This window comes from Caldifarcimen microaerophilum, assembly GCF_055387105.1.
Window position 1 is genome coordinate 1,622,071 of the sequence record NZ_AP038914.1, and the last position, 19,203, is coordinate 1,641,273.

The 19,203-nt window shown below is 58.9% G+C and carries 13 protein-coding genes; 7 read left to right on the top strand and 6 right to left on the bottom strand.

All coding sequences use genetic code 11. The features are described from left to right. Positions 1 to 150 precede the first annotated feature (150 nt). Positions 151 to 1,377 carry a hypothetical protein gene (locus tag AC6HU3_RS07640; RefSeq protein WP_497473179.1) on the top strand — a complete coding sequence of 409 codons (1,227 nt, stop codon included), beginning with the start codon at positions 151 to 153 and terminating at the stop codon, positions 1,375 to 1,377. Between the two features lie 5 nt (positions 1,378 to 1,382). On the opposite strand, the gene AC6HU3_RS07645 is transcribed toward AC6HU3_RS07640, so the two are convergent. The 3 genes from AC6HU3_RS07645 to AC6HU3_RS07655 all read right to left on the bottom strand — a co-directional run bounded on the left by AC6HU3_RS07645 (position 1,383) and on the right by AC6HU3_RS07655 (position 3,140). Next, complete coding sequence (locus tag AC6HU3_RS07645; RefSeq protein ID WP_497473180.1) at positions 1,383 to 1,562, bottom strand: hypothetical protein; 180 nt, start codon at positions 1,560 to 1,562, stop codon at positions 1,383 to 1,385. Then, complete coding sequence (locus tag AC6HU3_RS07650) at positions 1,549 to 2,040, bottom strand: nucleotidyl transferase AbiEii/AbiGii toxin family protein (protein ID WP_497473181.1); 492 nt, start codon at positions 2,038 to 2,040, stop codon at positions 1,549 to 1,551. Before AC6HU3_RS07650 ends, AC6HU3_RS07645 begins: the two co-directional genes overlap by 14 nt. Positions 2,041 to 2,366: 326 nt before the next feature. Continuing rightward, positions 2,367 to 3,140 (bottom strand): hypothetical protein, encoded by a 774-nt coding sequence (locus tag AC6HU3_RS07655; protein WP_497473182.1) that lies wholly within the window; start codon positions 3,138 to 3,140, stop codon positions 2,367 to 2,369. Between the two features lie 282 nt (positions 3,141 to 3,422). Between AC6HU3_RS07655 and AC6HU3_RS07660 the strand changes: the two genes are divergently transcribed. The 5 genes from AC6HU3_RS07660 to AC6HU3_RS07680 all read left to right on the top strand — a co-directional run bounded on the left by AC6HU3_RS07660 (position 3,423) and on the right by AC6HU3_RS07680 (position 12,467). Then, complete coding sequence (locus AC6HU3_RS07660; RefSeq protein WP_497473183.1) at positions 3,423 to 6,368, top strand: tetratricopeptide repeat protein; 2,946 nt, start codon at positions 3,423 to 3,425, stop codon at positions 6,366 to 6,368. Between the two features lie 194 nt (positions 6,369 to 6,562). Continuing rightward, positions 6,563 to 7,234 carry a hypothetical protein gene (locus AC6HU3_RS07665; RefSeq protein WP_497473184.1) on the top strand — a complete coding sequence of 224 codons (672 nt, stop codon included), beginning with the start codon at positions 6,563 to 6,565 and terminating at the stop codon, positions 7,232 to 7,234. 25 nt (positions 7,235 to 7,259) lie between these two features. Continuing rightward, complete coding sequence (locus AC6HU3_RS07670; RefSeq protein WP_497473185.1) at positions 7,260 to 9,197, top strand: DUF262 domain-containing protein; 1,938 nt, start codon at positions 7,260 to 7,262, stop codon at positions 9,195 to 9,197. Beyond that, positions 9,194 to 11,725, top strand: a complete 2,532-nt coding sequence (locus AC6HU3_RS07675; RefSeq protein ID WP_497473186.1) for a DUF262 domain-containing protein — start codon at positions 9,194 to 9,196, stop codon at positions 11,723 to 11,725. Before AC6HU3_RS07670 ends, AC6HU3_RS07675 begins: the two co-directional genes overlap by 4 nt. Next, entirely contained in the window at positions 11,709 to 12,467 is a 759-nt protein-coding gene (locus tag AC6HU3_RS07680) for an ankyrin repeat domain-containing protein (RefSeq protein ID WP_497473187.1), read from the top strand. Before AC6HU3_RS07675 ends, AC6HU3_RS07680 begins: the two co-directional genes overlap by 17 nt. A 51-nt stretch (positions 12,468 to 12,518) precedes the next feature. Here the strand turns inward: AC6HU3_RS07680 and AC6HU3_RS07685 are convergent, their stop codons facing one another. Continuing rightward, complete coding sequence (locus tag AC6HU3_RS07685) at positions 12,519 to 16,370, bottom strand: NIDO-like domain-containing protein (protein ID WP_497473188.1); 3,852 nt, start codon at positions 16,368 to 16,370, stop codon at positions 12,519 to 12,521. A gap of 150 nt (positions 16,371 to 16,520) precedes the next feature. Here AC6HU3_RS07685 and AC6HU3_RS07690 point away from each other — a divergent pair, with 150 nt between their 5' ends. Then, positions 16,521 to 17,546 (top strand): site-2 protease family protein, encoded by a 1,026-nt coding sequence (locus tag AC6HU3_RS07690; RefSeq protein ID WP_497473189.1) that lies wholly within the window; start codon positions 16,521 to 16,523, stop codon positions 17,544 to 17,546. A gap of 13 nt (positions 17,547 to 17,559) precedes the next feature. Here AC6HU3_RS07690 and AC6HU3_RS07695 read toward each other — a convergent pair whose 3' ends face one another. Next, positions 17,560 to 18,660: a tRNA nucleotidyltransferase/poly(A) polymerase family protein gene (locus AC6HU3_RS07695; protein ID WP_497473190.1), complete on the bottom strand. Its 1,101-nt coding sequence runs from the start codon at positions 18,658 to 18,660 to the stop codon at positions 17,560 to 17,562. Further along, complete coding sequence (locus tag AC6HU3_RS07700; protein ID WP_497473191.1) at positions 18,657 to 19,175, bottom strand: hypothetical protein; 519 nt, start codon at positions 19,173 to 19,175, stop codon at positions 18,657 to 18,659. Before AC6HU3_RS07700 ends, AC6HU3_RS07695 begins: the two co-directional genes overlap by 4 nt. Positions 19,176 to 19,203 lie beyond the last annotated feature (28 nt).

Here is a 19,203-nt window from a genome sequence, read left to right on the forward strand (position 1 = left end):
TCTGCCCCCGCCTCCCAACGCATGGTTCCCTTCCAGAAGTGGTGAACATCTCCCGTTTTCCCCACGGGGCATTGGGCGTCATGGAAAAAACCTTCCGGCCCTATTTGAAAAAACTTCCTTAACAAACCAGAAATTGGCAGGAGCCGGACGATGGCAAGGAAAAGAAAGCGGAACGTCCCGAATCGAAGTGAAATCCTGGCACAGGTCCGTCGGGAAATTCGGGAGACCCTTAATGCGTTGGAGGGCGAACTTTCCCCTCTTCAGTATATGCTGATGCAGTACGGCATAGATGAAATGTTCGAGGTTCTATCCCCTTCGGAAAAAGCTCATCTGCGTGAAAAGATCCTTGACCATCTCCTGAACGCCTCTCCTTCAGCCTGGGCGGATCTTCCCATTCAGGAAATTCATGTGCTGCTTCAGATTCTGATAGAAGAAATGCTTACTGCACTGGAAGATCCCGATTTCGATCTGGCCGAGCGCTACTGGATGATGGGAGACCGGATACTCAAGACCATGACCCCGCCTGAGGGAGATGAGGATCGCTGGCGACAGAACTATCTGAAGGCGATGTGGCTTCTCCAGCGAGTGAAGCTCTTAAGACTTCAGGGAAATATTGTGGAAATCCAGAAAATTCTGGAGGATCTGGACCCCATGATCCGACACCTTCGCCAGACTGCCCGTCCACAGGGGAAGGCTGAAGATCTGTATGGAGAGTTTTTGACGGAGGAGGGATATCTTTTGCTTGCATTCGGCAAGGCGAAACAGGCGCGTAACCGGCTGGAGCGTGCGGTGAAAGCTCTGCGCCGTGCAGGCGATAAGAGTCTGCGAAAACCCTTTGAACGTCTGAGACTTGAAGGGGAAGCCCGCCTTGCCCTTGTACGGGCCTCCCTTGAGTGCGCGGATTTTCAAACTGCCCGTCGTGTGGCTCAGGACATCATCGATACAAAGGGTTTCTTTGTCCCCGCGTTTCATCTTGAGGCCTATCGTCTTCTCGCACAGGTTGCGTTGCAGGAAGGGAATCCGCAGGAGGCAAGGGAAATACTTGGCAAAGCTCTTGACCACGTCCCCGAGGCCCCAAAACTTCCGTCTTCGTTGCTTCCGGCGCTACGGGATGCGGTGGAAGAATATATTGCTCTGGCTGAATCCCGTGAGGATCGTCGGGCAGCGGTGGAGAAGATCGGTGAGGCCCTTGCGCGAGCTTTTCGGGCCGCGGGTATGCATCCGGTGGATCTTGAGCACCCCTCCCTTCTCCGCCCCTTCGTTGAACAGGCCCTTCGTGAGCTTTTGGAGCGCTATCACGCGCTTGTCTCTGAATTATCCCCTGAGGTCGAAATTCATCCCGATCTTGAGGAGTGGCTGGAGGAATATCCAGGATAGCGGGACTACGGCCTCCTTCGCGGCTCATTTGTCTTCGGGGTTTTGGAAGGTTTGGGATTTCTTACAGCAAGCAGAAGTCGCGCCATGTTTTCCACGAACCGCAGGCGATCCGCCACCGACAGGCGGCGAAAGGCCTGGACCTGCTCGCGGTTCACGGCATAGGGCAGATATCTATGCTTCTTCATCGCTTTGCTGAAGGAGTTTCAGCGCTTCCACATCTGACCGATCCACCGGTCGTCCGGTCCGGGCTTTCAGGGCCATGAGGTCCTCCACCGCCGGCACGGGAATGCCGAAATCCCCGGTGTGGAACACCCGACGCCGGGAGAAAACCTCCTGAAAGGGGAGGGGTTCTTCCATCAGGATGTCCACCACTTCCAGCGGGTCGCTGGGGTTTTCAAAGGTGATCACCCGGGCGTGTTTCTCCTGAAGGATCTGGTGTCGGAAGGTGGGATCGGTGACCATCTCCAGGCTCACGGGCTGGCGGGGACGAAGGCCCAGATCTTCCAGGCATCGCCAGAGTCTAGTGAGGTTCTCGGGTGTGAGGCGAACCATCAGGTCCAGGTCCACCGTGGTCCGGGGAATCCCATACAGGGCCACCGCCACACCACCGATCACCACATAGTCCACATCACATCCCCACAGGGCCTGAAGGATTCTCTGCATCGGGGGAAGGATACGGAAGGAAGGACGACCTGTCCATGACCACCCCACGAGAAAATCGGAGATTTTCTCGTGGGGATCCCTTTCGTAGAGAAATTCTGTGGACGCTGGCTCTCGAAAAACATGTCAGATGGTTCTCGATGCATTCCCGGCTACCGGATATCCGTATATCCTCGCGCGTGTGCTGCAGACGCTCACCTTATTCTTCTGTATGCCGTTCCCACCGTTCCGGATTTTTGAAGAACGGGGAAAAGGTTTCGATGTCCTGCCATGGCTTTAAGGTTTCGATTTCATCGGTTTTGAAAATTGAGAGAACATAGTTTAGAAACTCACGGAGGATGACAATTCCGCCTATTATATAATGTCCCTATGATAAGAATTTTCCATGCACAAAGTGGATTTTTGGCGCATCGAATAGGCAAATCGAAATAATCCCAAAAAGGCAAAGGTTCATGAGGAACTGGAAGAAACCATAAAGGTAGTGCTACACCCGCTATGAGAAGGAATGCAGCCCATGAAAGAAGAAGTCGGAGGAATCGATCCCACTGTTCCATGGCGGCTTTTAAGGCTTGATGTTCTTTTAAAAACTCCGTAATGCGCATTGCAAGTGACCGTGCTTCGGCGTAAAGGGGATCTACATTTTCTTTCTCCCATCTATGGGATTTCTGTAACTCGGCCTCCTTTTGTTGAGACACTATCAAACTTGGAGTGATTTGTTGCTCCCTCTCGCAGATCGATTGAAATTCTCTCACCACGATCTCAGGGCTGTCGTATTTTGAAAACTTGTATTTTTTGCACAATGCGTTTACGCTGCCTTGAGATTGTATCAATTTTAGGTCCTCTTGTAAAATCTCAGGATGATAGTGGGATTGAAGCCACACGAGGGCCTGTTTCCGAACCCGCGCGACATGATCTGGAAGATTTAAGAGATCGATTCTGTCTTTCAAACGCTGTGCTTCTTTGGTCAGATTTCGGGCTTCTCTCAAAAAATCGCCAGCCCGTTCCCGGACAAACTGAGAAACGGTAAGAGCAATCGCCATCACAATCCCAACCAGCGCTGCAATTGACTGGGCCAGGGCTGAGAAGAACCAGTTCCAGTCCATGACGCAACCCCCTGGTTCTCATCTTCAGTATAAAATTATACCAATTGGCGTATATCATACCCTTCAGAGCTGGAACGTTCTATAACCTTTGGAAGTTCGGACATTTCCCCCTCCCCCAGCCCCTCCCTCCAGGGGAGGGGAGGAAACACCTCGAAGCCGTGGATGGATGGTCACTCCCTCCCCCCTTGATGGGGGAAGGACGGCGGGTGTCCGAACGAATGACCGGAGCTCGGTGTCCCCCTCTGGACCGTTCTTTTCCCGTGGACTACACTATGATTCAGAATGGAATCCCCTGCCGGAACGGCCTGGATTTTTCTGCAGGATATCGGCGCTTTCACCACCCTCACCGAACGGATGGAACGTGCAGGTCCGGAGGGGGTGGAGTGGCTGGGGCGGACCATCCGTTCCTTTTTTCGCCGGGCTGAGGAAATCCTCCAGCGGCACGGAGGCCGGGTGGTCAGTCTGGTGGGGGATGCGTATTGGGGCCTCCTCCCTCCGGATCTTCCCGGAGACACCGTCCACACCCTGGCCCGGGAACTCCTGGATCTGTCCGCATTCCGGAAGCAGGGACTCTCCTCGCGGGTGATCGCGGTCCGCGGACCCGTGCGTCTTGCGACCTGTCCATCGGGGAGCGGAATCAACCGGGTCCTGGAAGGCCTGGGTGTGGATCTGGCCCGGGAACTGGAGGAAACCACGGAAGCCGGGCACGTGGTCGTGCAGGAAATGCTGTCCACATCGCCGCTCGTTCTGCCGGAACCCCCTCCTTTTTCCCTCCCTTCCTATCCCTTGCGTCTGCTTCCACTGGTTGTCGCTTTCGTTGAGATCCCGGAGAGGGAAGACCTGGCTCAGGTTCTTGCGTTTTTTCAGGATCACGACCTCTGGCTGGCCAAGTGGATCCCTTTCGCAAGAAACCGCCTTGCCCTGGTGGTGGGTGGATTCCCCTACGCCACAGGGGGAGAAGTGCACCGCATGATCCGGGCCCTGGCGAAAGGACGTCAGGACGGCTTTGTCCTCCGTGCCGGTGTGAGCCAGGGACAGGTGTTCACCGGGCGGATCCGGGGACAGACCTTTGAGGAGATCCTCCTGATCGGCGATGCGGTGAATGTGGCATCCCGGGTGTTGGGTCTTGCGGGAGAAGGAGAGATTCTCCTGGGAAAGGCGGAGGTGGAGGACGAAAGCGTTCGCTGGCTGGGCACGGTTCGGGTCAGGGGACGGGACCAACCCGTTCGTCTGGGATTTCTCGAGCGGACCGTGCCCCTCCGGCCTCCCCTGCGTCTTCCCTTTGTGGGAAGGGACAAGGAGGTCCGGTGGCTTCAGGAACATCTTGCCCGTGGCGGGCGGGTGGTGGTGAAGGGTCCGGCCGGTGTGGGGAAAACCCGTCTGGTGGAAGAAGCGCTTAAAAGGATGGATCTTGCTGCCGTATGGATCCGGGGCTACACCGGGCTTGCGCCCCTTTCGGGATTGCGGGCTCTCACCCGATCGCTTCCGTCTCCCCCTTCGGTGGTTCGGGCGTATCTTGAAGGAAAAACACCGGTCCCCCGGGACGAGGCGGTGGAGGCTGTGAGAGCATGGCTTGAATCCTATGCCCCCTTTGTGCTGGTGCTGGACCATGTGGATGGGCTGGATGAAGCCAGTCGCCGGATGTTTGAGACGATCCTTTCCCGTCTGTCCCATGAGATTCCGGTGGTGCTGACCCTCCGGAATTCTCCCTTTCCCGTGTCTTCCCCCGAGGTCGTGTCGCTGGACCCCCTTGCGGAAGCCTCCCAGCGGTCCATCATCCGTGCCGTTGCTCCGGAACTTCCTCCTGACCGGCAGGAAGCTCTCATTCGCCGGTGCGGTGGGAATCTGTTCTGTCTTGAACTTGCCCTGGCTGCACGAAAGGCAGGCCATACCGATCTTCCCACCATCCCCTTTCTCTCCGCCGTCCAGCACCTTTCGTCAGGAGCCCTGCGGGTGGTGGAGTATCTCGCCTGTGCCGGGATCCCCTTGAGGGAAGAAGAACTCCCGGAATGGACAGAGCGGGTGCGGGAGGAACTTGTTTATTCCGGGGTGGTCCGGATCACCGCTGAAGGGATCACCCTCCAGGGGGAGCCCCTGGAACGGGCGGTCCTGTCCTCCATCCCCCCTTCCCGGCGCCGCCGGCGTTACCGGATGCTTGCAGATCGGGCGGCTTCGCTGGGGGTTCGGGGTTCCGAAGAGCTTGCCCGGTGGTACACCCGCGGCCGTGCCCCCGGCAGGGCGGCCTCCTTCTGGCAGGATGTGGTGGATGAGCGCTATTTTCAGGCCCTGCACGAAGAACTCGACCGGGTGGAGAGGTTTCTTGAGGGCCAGGGAGGGCGTTTCCGGACCCTCGCCCGGCTGGTCCACGCCCGGCGGGCCATGCGGGAGGGGCGATATCACGAAGCCGAACGCGTTTTTCGGGACGTTGCCCGGCGCCGAACGTTCCGCAAGATCGCCCTGCTCAATCTTGTGGAACTCTACGACTGGTGGGAGCGGTACGATTTCATGAAACAGTGCCTTGTCGCCCTGTTCCCCCATCGCCACACCATGACGCCCCGGGAGCAGGTGTTCTACCGGGAGGCGCTGGGGATCTGGCACGACATGCAGGGAGAGCATACCAGAGCCCTGGACTGGTATGAACGGTGTCTGGCCTTTGCCCGTAAATACGGACTTCAGGATGCGGAGTCCACAGCTCTGTACAACATCGGATGGATCCATCAAAAGGAAAAGCGCTGGGAAGAAGCCCGGGCGTTCTATCTGGCTTCCCTTGAAAAAGCCCGAACCCGGTATGACCAGGCGGCCGCCTTTCTTCGTCTTGGTGATCTCCACCTTTTCCAGGATCGGCTGGAGGAAGCCCGCCATCTGTATGAACAGGCGCTGAGACTGTTCCAGGAAATCCGTTTCCCCTTCTGGGAAACCATCACCCTGCGGAACCTCTCTCTGACCGAAGCCTTTCTGGGGCTCACGGAGGAAGCGATGGCCCACGCCCGGAGGGTTCAGGCGCGGGAGGGTGAGCCCTGGCCCTTCCTGGTCGCGCTGGTTCTGGGGGACTGGAAGACGGTCCAGGAACACCTGGATGAGGTGGATGAACGCTTGCGCATCCTGGGCGAAGTTCTGCTGGGGCGTCGATCTCCGGAGAGCCTCCATCGGGATCAGCATGGGCCGCTGATGCAGAAGGTGGTGGATCGGGTGATGGCCCACGTGGCGCAGGGCAGGGAAAGACCCTGACTCCGCGCATTGTGCTCTTTGCTTCTTCGGGTGTTGCTTTTCCGGGTGCTTTCCTGTATCCTGAACCTGTCTGCCTCCCCATCTAACGGGGGGCTTTTTTCTGCTTTCTCCCACGTTTTTCCCCTGTGCTTTTCAGGATGGGCCCCGGTGGGGCTGTGGTTTTTTGGGGAATATGCGCAAAAAGGAGGTGGAGGATGGACTGGTTTCCGGCCTATCTCTTTCTCGGAGGCTGGGAAAGCCTTTCGGAAGAGGATTTCCGGCATGCTGGAAAAATGCTCCCGAAGGTGATGCGATCCGGGACGTTGTCAGCGATTGTGGCGCAGGATCACCCCGCGGCACGGAATCTCCTCAACGCCCTGGCCGTTTCGGTGATGTGGGTGGAGGATGTGTCTGATGCCCTTCGCCATCTGGGTGTGCAGCGCCGCGGGGACCGTGGGACCATGGGAGACGAGGAGGTGACGTATGTGTATGGCCCTCTGAACGGTTCTTTCGTGAGGCCTTATGAGAACGTGGAGGGAAGGCCGGTGGGCGTTTTCCAGGGAATCACGGGTACACAGAACCGGGCGGTGCTCTGGGAGGTTCGGGCGAGGGTCCTGGAGGCGCCGGACCGAACAGAACGCCTCGTGCTCCTCTTCCACCCGGGGATGGACGAATTCCCGGAATGTCTGGATGCCCGTGTCATGGAGCACGTGCTGGAAGGGTGGGTGGACGTTCGGGGAAGCCGGATCAGCACCCATCCGCTGTGGGTGATCCTGGACCTTGAGCCCGTGGAGGTCTTTCCGGTGGGACCATCGTCCCTCTGCTCCATGACGGCTTTCGCCCTCCGGGTGGGGATGGGCTGGGTGGCCGATCGTGCAGACCGTTGAGCATCCGAACAGGAGGGCTTACCCTATGGCCATGGCCAAAGCCAAAGTCAAACTCATTTCGGTGGGTGAGATTCAGGATCGAGGGTTTCGTTTCTTTGTCCCCTCCTATCAGCGGGGATACCGCTGGACAGAGCGAGAGGTCACACAGCTCCTCGAAGATCTCTGGGAATTTGCGAACAGCGCGGATCAACACCAGGATCCGTACTATTGCCTCCAGCCCCTCGTGGTCCGCAAGCGTTCAGACAAGGAGAAAGAGTATGAGGTGCTGGACGGACAGCAGCGCCTCACCACCCTGTATATCCTCATGAAAGCTCTGCGAGAGCACTTTGACGATCAGGAATGGGAGCCGCAGTTTGAAATTGACTATGAAACCCGGGAACGCTCCAGGGAGTTCCTGAAGGACCTTCCCAACAAAGGGCGTGACGAAGCAGAGGCCAATCCTGATTTCTTCCACATGTGGCATGCCTATCAAACGGTCCGAACGTGGCTGGAGAAGAAAGAAAAAGAAACCTCCCGAAGCCTGTCCAGGACGAGATTTGAAAGAAAGTTTGAAGAACTTCTTCGAGATTATGAATTTCGTGACGGAAGGGATGTCGCGCGCAACACGCGGTTCATATGGTATGAGCTGGAACCTCAGGGAGAATCATCCCACCGCATCTTCGTCCGCCTGAACTCCGGAAAGGTCCCCCTGACCGATGCCGAGCTCATTCGGGGCCATCTCCTGCTCCTCACACGGAAACATGATCCGTCGCGGTTTAAGGAACGGGCGCGCCTTCTGGATGATCTGCGGCTTGCCTTCGAAGAAGATCCCTTCTGGTTCTTCATCTCCACAAGGGATTATCCCACCCGGCTGGATCGGCTCTTTGAGCTCTTTGAGGGTGCACCGGTTCGGGACGACCGGTATACCCTTGCCCACTGGTTTCTTGAACAGCACAGGGATGTGACGGATCTATGGAACGTTATCCAGAGCATCTTTGCGTATCTCCGGTTTCTTTATGAAAACGACGAATTCTACAATCTTGTGGGATGGACGGTGGCCCTTCGGGAGAACCCGGCCAAAACACAGGCCTACCTTCGCAGTGTCCTGAAAAAAGCCCGCACGGAGCCCAAATCCTCCCTCCGGGCGTATCTGTACAGGGAAGCCAATTGCGTGCATGGCCAGCCATGGCTTGAAAAAAATGGAACCGAGATCTGGATCCACAGATTGAGGGATGTTCGGGATTTGCGGTATGCGGGCAGTCAGGAAGGGATTCATCTCCGGCGGGTGCTCCTTCTTCACAACGTCCTTGCCTTCTTCCCCGTGGAGGCGCCGAAAAAGTGGGATGAAGGGCGTGTCCGGGGGCGGTTTCCCTTCCACCGGTATCACGCGGAGCGGTGGTCGCTCGAGCACATCCATCCGCAGGCACCCACCGGGTTCCACGGAGGCGATGCGGAGAAGTGGCTTAGTAAAATGGAGAAGGCTTTGGATCTATTGATCCAGGCGGAAAAAGAAAAAGGAAGAAAAAGGGAAAAGATCCAGGAGCTGGAAGGTTTGCTTAAGAAGGTGAGGGATCTGATCGACGAGGCGAAAAAAGCAAAAAAAGAGGGTCAATTCAAGAAATTTATGGAAAAGCTCCCGCCTGTTGCCGAAAAGGTGTTTCAGCAATTTGGTGCAGGGGATGTGCATGACATCAGCAACATCGCCCTTCTTCCCCAAGACCTCAACAGCAGACTGTCCAACCTTCCTTTTCCCGTGAAACGCCAGGTGCTTCTTGTGGAAGAGGAATCCGGCGCCTTTGTCCCTCCCCGCACAAGGGATGTCTTTCTCAAGGCGTTTGAAGACACGCCGAAGGATTTTCTCGTGTGGGGCCCTGAAAGCCGGGAAGCGTATGAAAACCATATCGTGAAGACCCTGGAAGCCTTTCTGAACGCCATTGAGAGGTTTTCCGCGCCACAGGATTGTGAAAAGGAGAAAACAAAATGAGTTCGGAGCAGTCCAGGACGTTGACGTTCTGGCGCCTGCTGGAGCAATATTCCATCAGAATCCCCGAGATTCAGCGGGACTACGCCCATGGCCGGGACGATGCAGAGCCGGTTCGAGAGGCGTTTATCCGGGATCTTCTGGAAAGCCTGAAAAACGCCCGTCCCCATCCCATGGATTTTGTGTTCGGAATCGTGGAGGAAAAGACCGGGACCCTCATCCCCATTGACGGTCAGCAGAGACTCACGTTTCTTTTCCTTGTGCACTATTATGCGGCTCTGCGCGCCGGAAAGGTTACGGATGATGAGGTGCAGAAACGCCTTCGAAGGTTCTCCTATGCGGTTCGAGAGACGTCCAGAGATTTTGTGGAGAGGCTGGTGGACCACATGGCGGACGTGGCGCAGGCGCTGTCAGAAGAATCCCTCAGAGCGTGGATTGAAGATCAACCCTGGTTCCTTCCCATGTGGCGGCTTGATCCCACCGTTCAGTCCATCCTTACCGTCCTGGACGATCTCCGCCGGGAAGTCCATCAGAAAGCCCGGGACCTCCAGGATTGGGAAAACATCTGGAAAGACCTTGTGGAAAACGACCGTGTGACCTTTGATTTCCTTGAGATGAACGATCTTTCCCTGAGCGATGAGATCTATATTCGGATGAACGCACGGGGAAGGCGTCTTTCGGCGTTTGAAGTCATCAAAGCCCGCCTGCTCGGGTATCTTGAGGAAAAAGGGTTCGAGAATGTTCAATTCTTCGAGCAGAAGATGGATGGAGAATGGCTGGACGTCTTCTGGACAAAAGCGCGTGAGAAAAAGGGCAAAGAGAACAAAGAGAACAACCGCCGGGGTCCGGAAGAACTTGCAAAGGACACGGATCAGGCTTTTCTGAACTTTCTGCGGTTCTTTCTGGACATGCTCGCCTATCGGAACATGAAACGCGAACACGATTCTTCGAAAGCTTCACGGGAGGGGGAAAACAGCATCGAGGACCTGGCACCGGAGGATCTCTTTCCCCTTGCCCTCGGGGCACCGAACGATCTCGACCTTCTGTCCCACGCCCTGGATCGTCTTCACAAAACGAAAGAAGATCCGGCACTGGACCTCCGGATTTTCTGGACCGGTGGGGGTCGTCTCTTCCGGACCCTTCGGGAGGGACTGGAACAGGTGGTCATGGGTTATCACGGCCCCCAAGGGAGACCCGCTTTTGGGCTCCGGATTCTGCTCTTCCTGTATTTCCTGTGGACCCATCAGGGCATGAAAGATCAGGAACTTCAGCGTCATCTCCGCACCGCACGCAACCTTCTCAACCGGATGGGCGTCCGTGGTTTTTATGCGTTTGAGCGACGCATCCAGGCCGGGAAAGTTCCGGAAATTCTCCGGTTGTTTGAACGGGGTGTACCGCTGGACGGGGACCGGCAACCGGAGGTGAGCACCCCGGGGGGCTCCGGGATCACCAAAGAAAGTTTCCAGCACGAACGGCAAAAACACCAGTGGCTCAAGGATCACCCCGACCGCAAAGAGGATCTGGAAGCCCTGGAGGATCACGTGTACCTCCAGGGAGATCTGCGCAATCTCTGGACAGAAGCGGGACCCGTGGTGACGTTTGAGACTTTCCGGACCGTCTTCGGAGAGAGTGAAGAGATTGAACGTGTGTGGCAGCGCACGCAGGGTGCACAGGTTCTTTCGAAAGAAGATCGGGACAAGGTTCAGGCGTTTGCAAAGCGGGATGGGTATCTCGCTTCGGTTCTTCTTACTTTGGATTCTTCGGACAATGGTTATCCCCGGAAGGATGCATCGGGAGTCCGGCGGTTTTTCGGAAGAACCGGATACTGGCACGTGCTGCTCACCGATCCGGGGATGAAGCCCACCGATCCGAAGATGGAGCCCGTCTGGCGTGCGTTTTTCCGGCACCTTGAGGAAAAGAACTGGAATCTTGGCGATTTGTGGGACAAATGCAAAAAGGATTTCAAGGATCCGAAAGACTGGAAATACTATTACGTGCGCTATCCGGAGTTTTACGATGACCTTCTTTCCCAATACGCGAGCGAGATTTTCAAGCACACATACGGTCGGGATGCGAACATCTTTGTCTGGCCCTGGCCTTCGCCGTATCTTGCGGAGAAAAATCGGACCACGGAGAAAACATCGGAACACGTGAGCCCTTTCCTTTATGTTGTGTGGAAAAAAGTGCGGGAGAAGCTGGAAGAAGAGCGGAAAGAAAAGGTTCGGCTTCGCACGGGGGAGGGAGCCTATGGAAAGGAAGAGTATGCTTCACGCCTGGTGCTTGAGGGCAAATTCAGCGTCCGGGTGGACCGGAAAGACGAAAACCCCGTGTGGAGCATTGAAGTGGAGAAATCGTTTGCCCCGGAATTTCAGCGGGTGCTTCGAGAGAAGGGATGGTGGGACGAACGTTCATGGGATGAAAACCAGTTGTCTTATATTCTTCCCTTCGAGGATGAGGATATGATTGCGAAACTCGTGGATTTTCTTTGCTTTTTCCTCAAGCAGGAGGGATCCCATGAACCCCACAGATGAACTCCTGCGAGCGGTTCAGGCGCAGGATGTCGAACGGGTGCAGGCGCTTCTTGAAGCAGGCGCGGATCCGGAGGTCGCGGATGATGCGGGCCTTCCGGCGCTGTTCCATGCGGTGCTCACCGGCAATCCGGACCTGGTGCGTCTCCTGGCAGGCCATGGGGCCGATGTGAACCGGGTGGCGCCGTATGATGTGGCCGACGACGGGGACCCCACACCGGTGACCCCCCTGATGCTCGCCGTCGCCCGGGGCGCTTCTCCCGTGGTGGACGCCCTCATCCAGGCCGGTGCGGACCCGAATGCCCGGGACCCCTACGATTCCACCGCCCTCCATTATGCCTGCTGGTATCAGGATCAGGTGGAACCGGTGCGCGCCCTTCTGGAAGGAGGTGCGGATCCCAACGCGACCTCCGCCTCCGGTTTTCTCCCCATCCACTTCGCGGTGATCGCGCAGGATGCCCATCCAGAGAAAGACATGCGGGGCGTGATCCGTGAGCTTGCCCCGGTTTCAGACCTCTCGGTGCGGGATGGGCGAAAGGATGCCACACCGGGGGACTACGCCGCCCATTTCCTGCTCGAGCACCTTGCATCCATCCAGGAGGACCCGGACGCGCTCACGGAAGAAACCCGCCGTGTTGTTCTCCGGTGGCTGGAGATCCTGTCCACCCTGGCCCTCCATGATCCCGAAACGGCCAGGAAACTCGGGGAAATTCGGGAAGCCCTGGACGAACGGCTGGAAGAATAAAAAGCGGGGCTCCCGGAGGGAGCCCCGCAAAGGTCTCGTCGTTCCGGTTCGTTAGCGAACCACCACAAATTTGCGCAGGGCCTCCCTGTGCCCATCCCCATAGCGCAGGAGATAGATCCCGGGAGGCAGGGCCGGGAGGTTGATGGCGTGTCTTCCAGGTCCGAGCGTACGGTTCCAGGCCCACCGCTTCCGTCCCAGAACGTCGTGGAGGAGAAGGCGAACCTGTCCTCCCTCCGGAAGGGCAAGCTGCACCCGTCCTTTCTCCAGGCTCAATCCAAAAGCCACGGGTGGGACAGCCCCCTCATCCACGGATGTGGTGGGGGAGGGCGTGAAATACACCCCATGGCCGGCGGTGATGGGGTAGGCGTGGGGGTGATAGGTTCCATCCAGAAGAACCTGGATCCCGTCGGTTTCCGCCCGGTTTTCGATGCCGATGGTCACGGAGCTTCCCAGGTAGGAGGAAGAGGGGGTGTCTTTGTAGAGGAAAACGATGGAGGAATCGGAGAACCGCAGCCAGAGCTGGAAGCTCACGGTGTCGGTTGCATCCACGTAACGGCCCACCCGGCTCCACTCCACAAGCAGGGTGCTGTCGGATGCGCGATACAGGGTATAGATCCCGCCATTGGTGCCGTAACTGGCAAACTTCAGGTCCTTCCAGAGCACGGCGAGCACGCTTTTGCCATCCGCGGTGGGAATGGGGTCTGGTGAGTAATCCGAAGTGCCGGGATCGCCTCCCAGGACCGCCCATCCGTTGGTGGAAACCCAGAGGGTATCGAACAGGGCGCCGTCATAATAAAAGGGCATGGGAAGGGCAATCCATCCCCGGCCGTCATCTCCGCTCCCCGAAGCAAGGGCAAGAAGGGTTCCGTTCCCGCCATAATCGGGGTCCAGTTCCTGCCAGGTCAGGGCGGGCATCCAGTAATCGGTGGAGTCGCCAGGCTCAATTCCCGTGTAGCCCATCCCCACCATCAGACTTTCCGGACCTCCGGGCGGGGGTGGGGTGAGATCGTCCACGAGGGTCCACGACGCGATAAGGGTGTCCGTGTTCACGGGGGAGGTCACGATCAGCCGGAGTTTCAGTGTCTCACCCGGTGTTCCGGTGGAGTCCAGAGAAAGGGTGAACTGGAGAGAGTCGGTGGCAAAGTCGGCCAGGGTGGCCAGAGAGTCGGTGGAATCTGCGAAGTGGACGGCGCTGCACAGACCGTTGCCCGTTTCCAGACAGGAAAGCACGCCCTGAACCGGGCCGGTGGCACTGCCGGCATTGTGCACAAAAGCGCGCACGGTCACCGAAGGATCGCCCGCGGCGCCGGGCTGGTTGTCCGAGCCGTCCAGCCACCGCATGGAGTCCGCGAGGACCGGACCGCCCGAAGGCGGGGCGTCGTTGAGGAGTGCCCAGGAAGCCACCAGGGTGTCCTGACTGAAAGGAGACCGGACCACGATTTCGAGTTTCAGCGTTTCTCCCGGCATCCCGGTGGAATCCAGCGAGAGGGCAAAGTTCAGCTGACCGGATGCCCCGGCATCCAGCACCCCCAGGGTGTCCACCGAATCCGCAAAATGGACGGCGCTGCACAGGCCGTTCCCCACGTCCACGCACGAAACCGTCCCCCAGACCGGACCGGTGGTGGCCCCGGCGTTGTGGACATAGGCCCGCAGGGTGACGGAGGGATCGCCTCCTGCCCCGGGGGCACCGTTGTTCCCATCCAGCCACTGTGCGGAGTCGGCCACCACCTGATAAGGTCCCCCGGGAAGGGGAACGAGCCGTATGGCCCGCTGATCTCCGAGAGGATACACAAAGGGCCGGTAGGTGACGGATCCACCCCAGGTGTCCATGTAGGCCAGGGTGGCCCCGTTCTGTCCCGTTGCATCCTGAAAACCCACGTCTCCCAGGTTGGGAAAGGCGCTGACCGTCTGGTATTGCCACAGGATTTCGTCATCCGAGGGATCGGAAGGGTCACCATAGTCCAGGATGAGCTCAAAGGCATAGCCTGCCTCGGTCCACTCCAGGACCCACCGGCTTGCGTCGGCATACACATAGCCAAAGTCATATGAATTGTACGGCGCATAGAGCACATGGAAAAGCGGGACCGGGTCACCGTTGGGAAGGGTGTCTCCCACGCTGGGGGACGTGCCGGTTCCCAGAATGAGCCAGCCTTTCTGCCCCACCCGGACGCTGTCATATTGAACGCCCTGGAACGTGAAGGGTTGCGGAAGGGGCAGCACGGCCTCTCCGGAAGTGAAGGCAACGGGACTTCCCAGAGCCTGGGCGTCCACCCAGGAAAAGGTGGGGTGTTCGGCGTAGTGATCATCGGTGTCGTCGTACACCGTGAAGACGGGGGTGCTGCCCACCTGAGGCACCACGTGGAGCACCGTGTCCTTCATGTCGAAGGTGTCGGTGAGCCCGGCGCTGATCCACAGATGGAAGGAGTCCCCGGATGGCTGAAGGACAGCTCCAAAGGACGTGGTGAGGGTGTCACCGGGGGCAAGACCGGTCAGGGTGGTGGTGGAGTCCAGAAGGGAGAGTTCGGTGCATGTCGTGCAGGAAAGGTAAACGTTCAGATCTCCCTGTCCCCCTTCAATGTGCCAGTGCCACCGAAGGAAGAGGTTCCCCGTCGCAGGGTCTCCTTCGGTGTTGGGCAGACCGTCCCCTCCATCGTCCCAGACGAGACGGTCCAGCACGAGATAAGGAAGGAGATGGAAGCGGGCCACACTGGCCACCCGTCCGGAGGTATAGGCCGCGCCGGCCACCACAGGATCGCTCCCCACCGCAGTCACGTCCCAGGCGCCCTCTCCCACCGGGCCATACAGAAAGTCGTGATACAGTTTGCGTCCTGTTGGGGAGAAGGCGATCACAAACCCGGTGGTGTCGAACGACCCCGGATCTTCTCCCACCGCGAAAAGGTTCCCGAAGGTGTCCGCCGCAGCACCGTGAAACCGGATGCCCGAATAGGTGGTCCGGTCCCAGAGCAATGAGCCTCCTGTGTTCACAGCGACCGCGTAGCCCGGAGCGGTGTAGTCGCTTCCGGCGTTCCCCACCGCATAGATCAGGGTGTCCTGAATGGCAAAGGCTTCGGTACGGAAATCGGAGGCGTGAAGATAATCCCAAAGGATGGTTCCGGACAGATTGATGGCTGTGGCGAACATCCGGTAGGTGAGCCCTCCATGCCATTCGGTGCCCACAATCACCCCGTTGCCGGAGGGGTCCAGACCCAGCCCCAGCACCTTGTTTTCCACCAGAACTTCGTGACCGAGCGATTGTTTCCAGACCAGCGTTCCGGAAGATGTCAGGCGATAGGCATAGGCGGTGTCCTGGAAAACCGCCGCCACCATCACATCTCCGCCGGACAGGCAAACCCCGTCCCGGGCCGCGTTGGTGGCGGGAGAGACGTCCGTGAATTCCCAGAGGACGGAGCCGTTCACAGGGTCCAGGCCCACCACCAGGAGGGTGTCGTTCAGATTGGTTTCCACCTTCCCGAGGGCGATCACGACCCCGCCACATTCCAGCACGGCATAGGCGGTGTCATCGTCCCCGCTGTACACGTTGGAGGCGGGACGAACGTAGCTCCACAGGGGGGAACCCGAAGGGCTCAGCGCATGAACGACGAAATGGGTGGCACTCCCGTCGTCATACGCCCCCGACACCAGCACCCCTCCGGAGAAGGTCGTCAGGTCATGGGCCCAGCTCAGCGACAGTCCTGTGTGGGTCCAGAGCACCGTTCCCGAGCCCGCATCCAGTTTCTGAACAGCCCCGTTTCCCGCGACCAGCAGGGCGTTTCCGCTGTGCCGGACCTGTTCCCACCGGCTCAAGGAGCCCTCCTGCTGTTCCCACATGAGCTCCTGCCCGGCGAGAGGGGTCACCAGGACCGCCAGCGTCAGCCACCACCGGAGACCACGTCCACGAGTCATCCATACCCTCCTGTTACGATATGCGAATATGGGTATCATACAGGTCAGGAGACGGAGCATCTCAAACGTTGAAGGTCGTGCCCATCTCCGGTATAATTCCCCTGCCGGCAGGGGAGCTGTCGGTTTTTCTCTTGTTCAGGAGCGTCAGAGATGTCCATGTTTGTGGAAGCGCTGAGCCGGTTTGGCATGATCGAGGCCGCCGAGGAAACGCCCTGGGGACTCAGACTTTACATCCGGTTTTATGAGCCCCGTACCCGGTCCATGGAAGAGCTCACCAACTGGCTCTACACCCGTGGTTTCTGGCCGGTGATCCAGCCGGTGCAGGACGGTCTGTGGTCGGTCACCCTCCAGAAAGCCCCTTCCCGCCAGCCCATTCGCTGGTGGGTTCCCGTGGGCCTGCTCCTTGCGACCCTGGTCACCACCTTTTTGGCGGGCCTTTTTCACTCCGGTGGGGAACCCACCACCGCCTTCGCCTTCGGGTTTTCTCTCATGGCCATCCTGGGGACCCATGAACTGGGCCATTATATGGCGGCCCGGCGCTGGAAGGTGGACACCACGCCGCCCTATTTTATCCCCTTTCCCAATCCCCTTCTGGGGACGCTGGGCGCCTTCATCCGGATTCGCTCGCCCCTTCCTCACCTCAAAGCCCTGCTGGACGTGGCGGCGGCAGGACCGTGGGCGGGTTTCGTGGTTGCGGTGCTCGTGAGCTGGATTGGCCTGAACCTCTCCCACTTTGTCCCGGTGGATTCCACCCAGGTGGGCCTTCGGCTGGGAGAGAGCCTGATCTTCAAGGCCATGGCCTTTCTAGTGAAGGGACCGGATCCCCCCGGTCAGGAACTCCTCCTCCATCCGGTGGCCTTCGCGGGATGGATCGGGTTTTTCGTCACCGCACTGAACCTTCTCCCCATCGGACAGCTGGACGGGGGCCACGTGATCTATGCCCTGTTCCCCCGTCATCACCGGGTGTTCGGGCTTCTCACCCTCATGACCCTCCTGGGGCTGGGGTTTTTCTGGCAGGGATGGTGGATGTGGATGGTCCTGGTCCTCATCCTGGGGATCGGCCATCCGCCGCCCCTCAACCCCTATCTCCCGCTGGACGGGCGACGGAGGCAGTGGGCCTGGGCCACGGTGCTCCTGTTTGTGATTACCTTCGTTCCCGTGCCCTTTTCAGCGTAACAAACGCGGAAGATCACGCCGGCCAGAGTTTCCGGAGTGCTCCGGCCAGCCTCCTGGCCTGAACCTCCGGGATTTCCCGGGGCTCCACACCCTGACGGATGAGGGTGCGGCCGTCGGGAAGGGCAATCTCGCGGAGGCGCTCCGGGTGAGATAGTCCCATGAGGCACCCCCACAGGGGCCAGGTGGTTCGATCCTCCCGGAGGAGAAACCGGGCCGCCGCCTCGGGTGAAGAAAGTTTTGCAAGCACCGGGACACGCTCCAGGATCCGGCGCTCTTTCCGGGAAATGTACGAAAGCTTCGGCGGGGGGGTGCCTGCAGCTCTGTACAGCAGGGCAAAAAACCAGATCCACCCTTCTTCCTTTCGAGGTGCCAGACGGTCCACACAGGCGAGAAGTTTCGGGGGAATGCGGGTGCGGGGCACACCCAGGCCACGCCGGGCGATCCGGTCCACCATCACCTTTCGGCGTTCCTCCACCGCCATCCGCATCCATTCCCGGCGCGCCCGGGCAAAGGAGATCCTCTCCAGAAGATAACCCCACGCCCGCGCCTGGCGGTTGAAGGACGAAGAAAGGCGGAAATCCAGTCGAACGGCATAGCGGATACCCCGCAGAATCCGGGTGGGATCGTCCCGGAAACTCTTTCCGTGCAGGGGACGGATGATCCGCCGTTCGAGGTCCTGAAGCCCCCCCGTGGGATCCACCAGATCTCCCCATGCGGGACCGGACAGGGGCACGGCCATGGCGTTCACGGTGAAATCCCGCCGCCATAGATCCTCTTCCAGGCGCTCCGTGAAGGTGACCTCGGGCAGGGCACCCGGTTCGGGATACACTTCCCGGCGAAACCGGGCGATGTCCACTTCTCCTTCCGGGGCCCGGAGCTTCACCGTCCCCAGGGGACTGGTCTGAACGATCGCCCCCCATCCGGCTTTTTCCAATCTCCGGGCAATCGGAAGGGGATCATCTGGAGTGGCAAAATCCCAGTCCGCGGAAATCCTTCCCGAAAGCAGCACATCCCGCACCCCTCCTCCCACCCACACCAGGGGCAAACCCTCCTCATGGATGAACCGGAGGAAGGGGTGTTGAAGGATGAGGGATGGGAAATCGGGGACGTTCATGGTGCGGATCCGATCCGGAATCGGTAGCCCAGGGCGATGCCGATCATGGGTGTGAACCGGACGTCGGTTCGGGCCACGGCGGACTGCCTTTCGGGATCCCAGGTGGCCGTTCGTTCAAACTGAAACAGGGGCGTAAAGGCCAGGCGGGCGAACAACCCTTCTTCGGGCGGTTCATACCGGTAGCCCAGAATCAGGGCCTCGATGGTCCTGGTATCCGGGTTTCCGCCGAACAGGTCGGTGGTGATCATGGATGCCAGCCCCACCCCCACTTCCAGATGGTGATTCTTCTTCGGATCGCTCAGCACGCTCACACTGGCCACAAAACCGGAAGCAAACAGGGCAGCAGCCAGTCCAAAGCGTACGGACAGGGCGGGGTGCACCACACGACCTTCCGCGTTGAGGGAGAAAAGTCCCGGACCTCCTGCTTCGAGATAAAGGCTTGCGGAGCGCATGGGGTTGGGTCTCCCATCAGGTTCGCCCGCAGCAAGAAGGGCCAGGACAATCCACGTCCACATCCTTCATCGGGGCATATGCCCTTTCTTT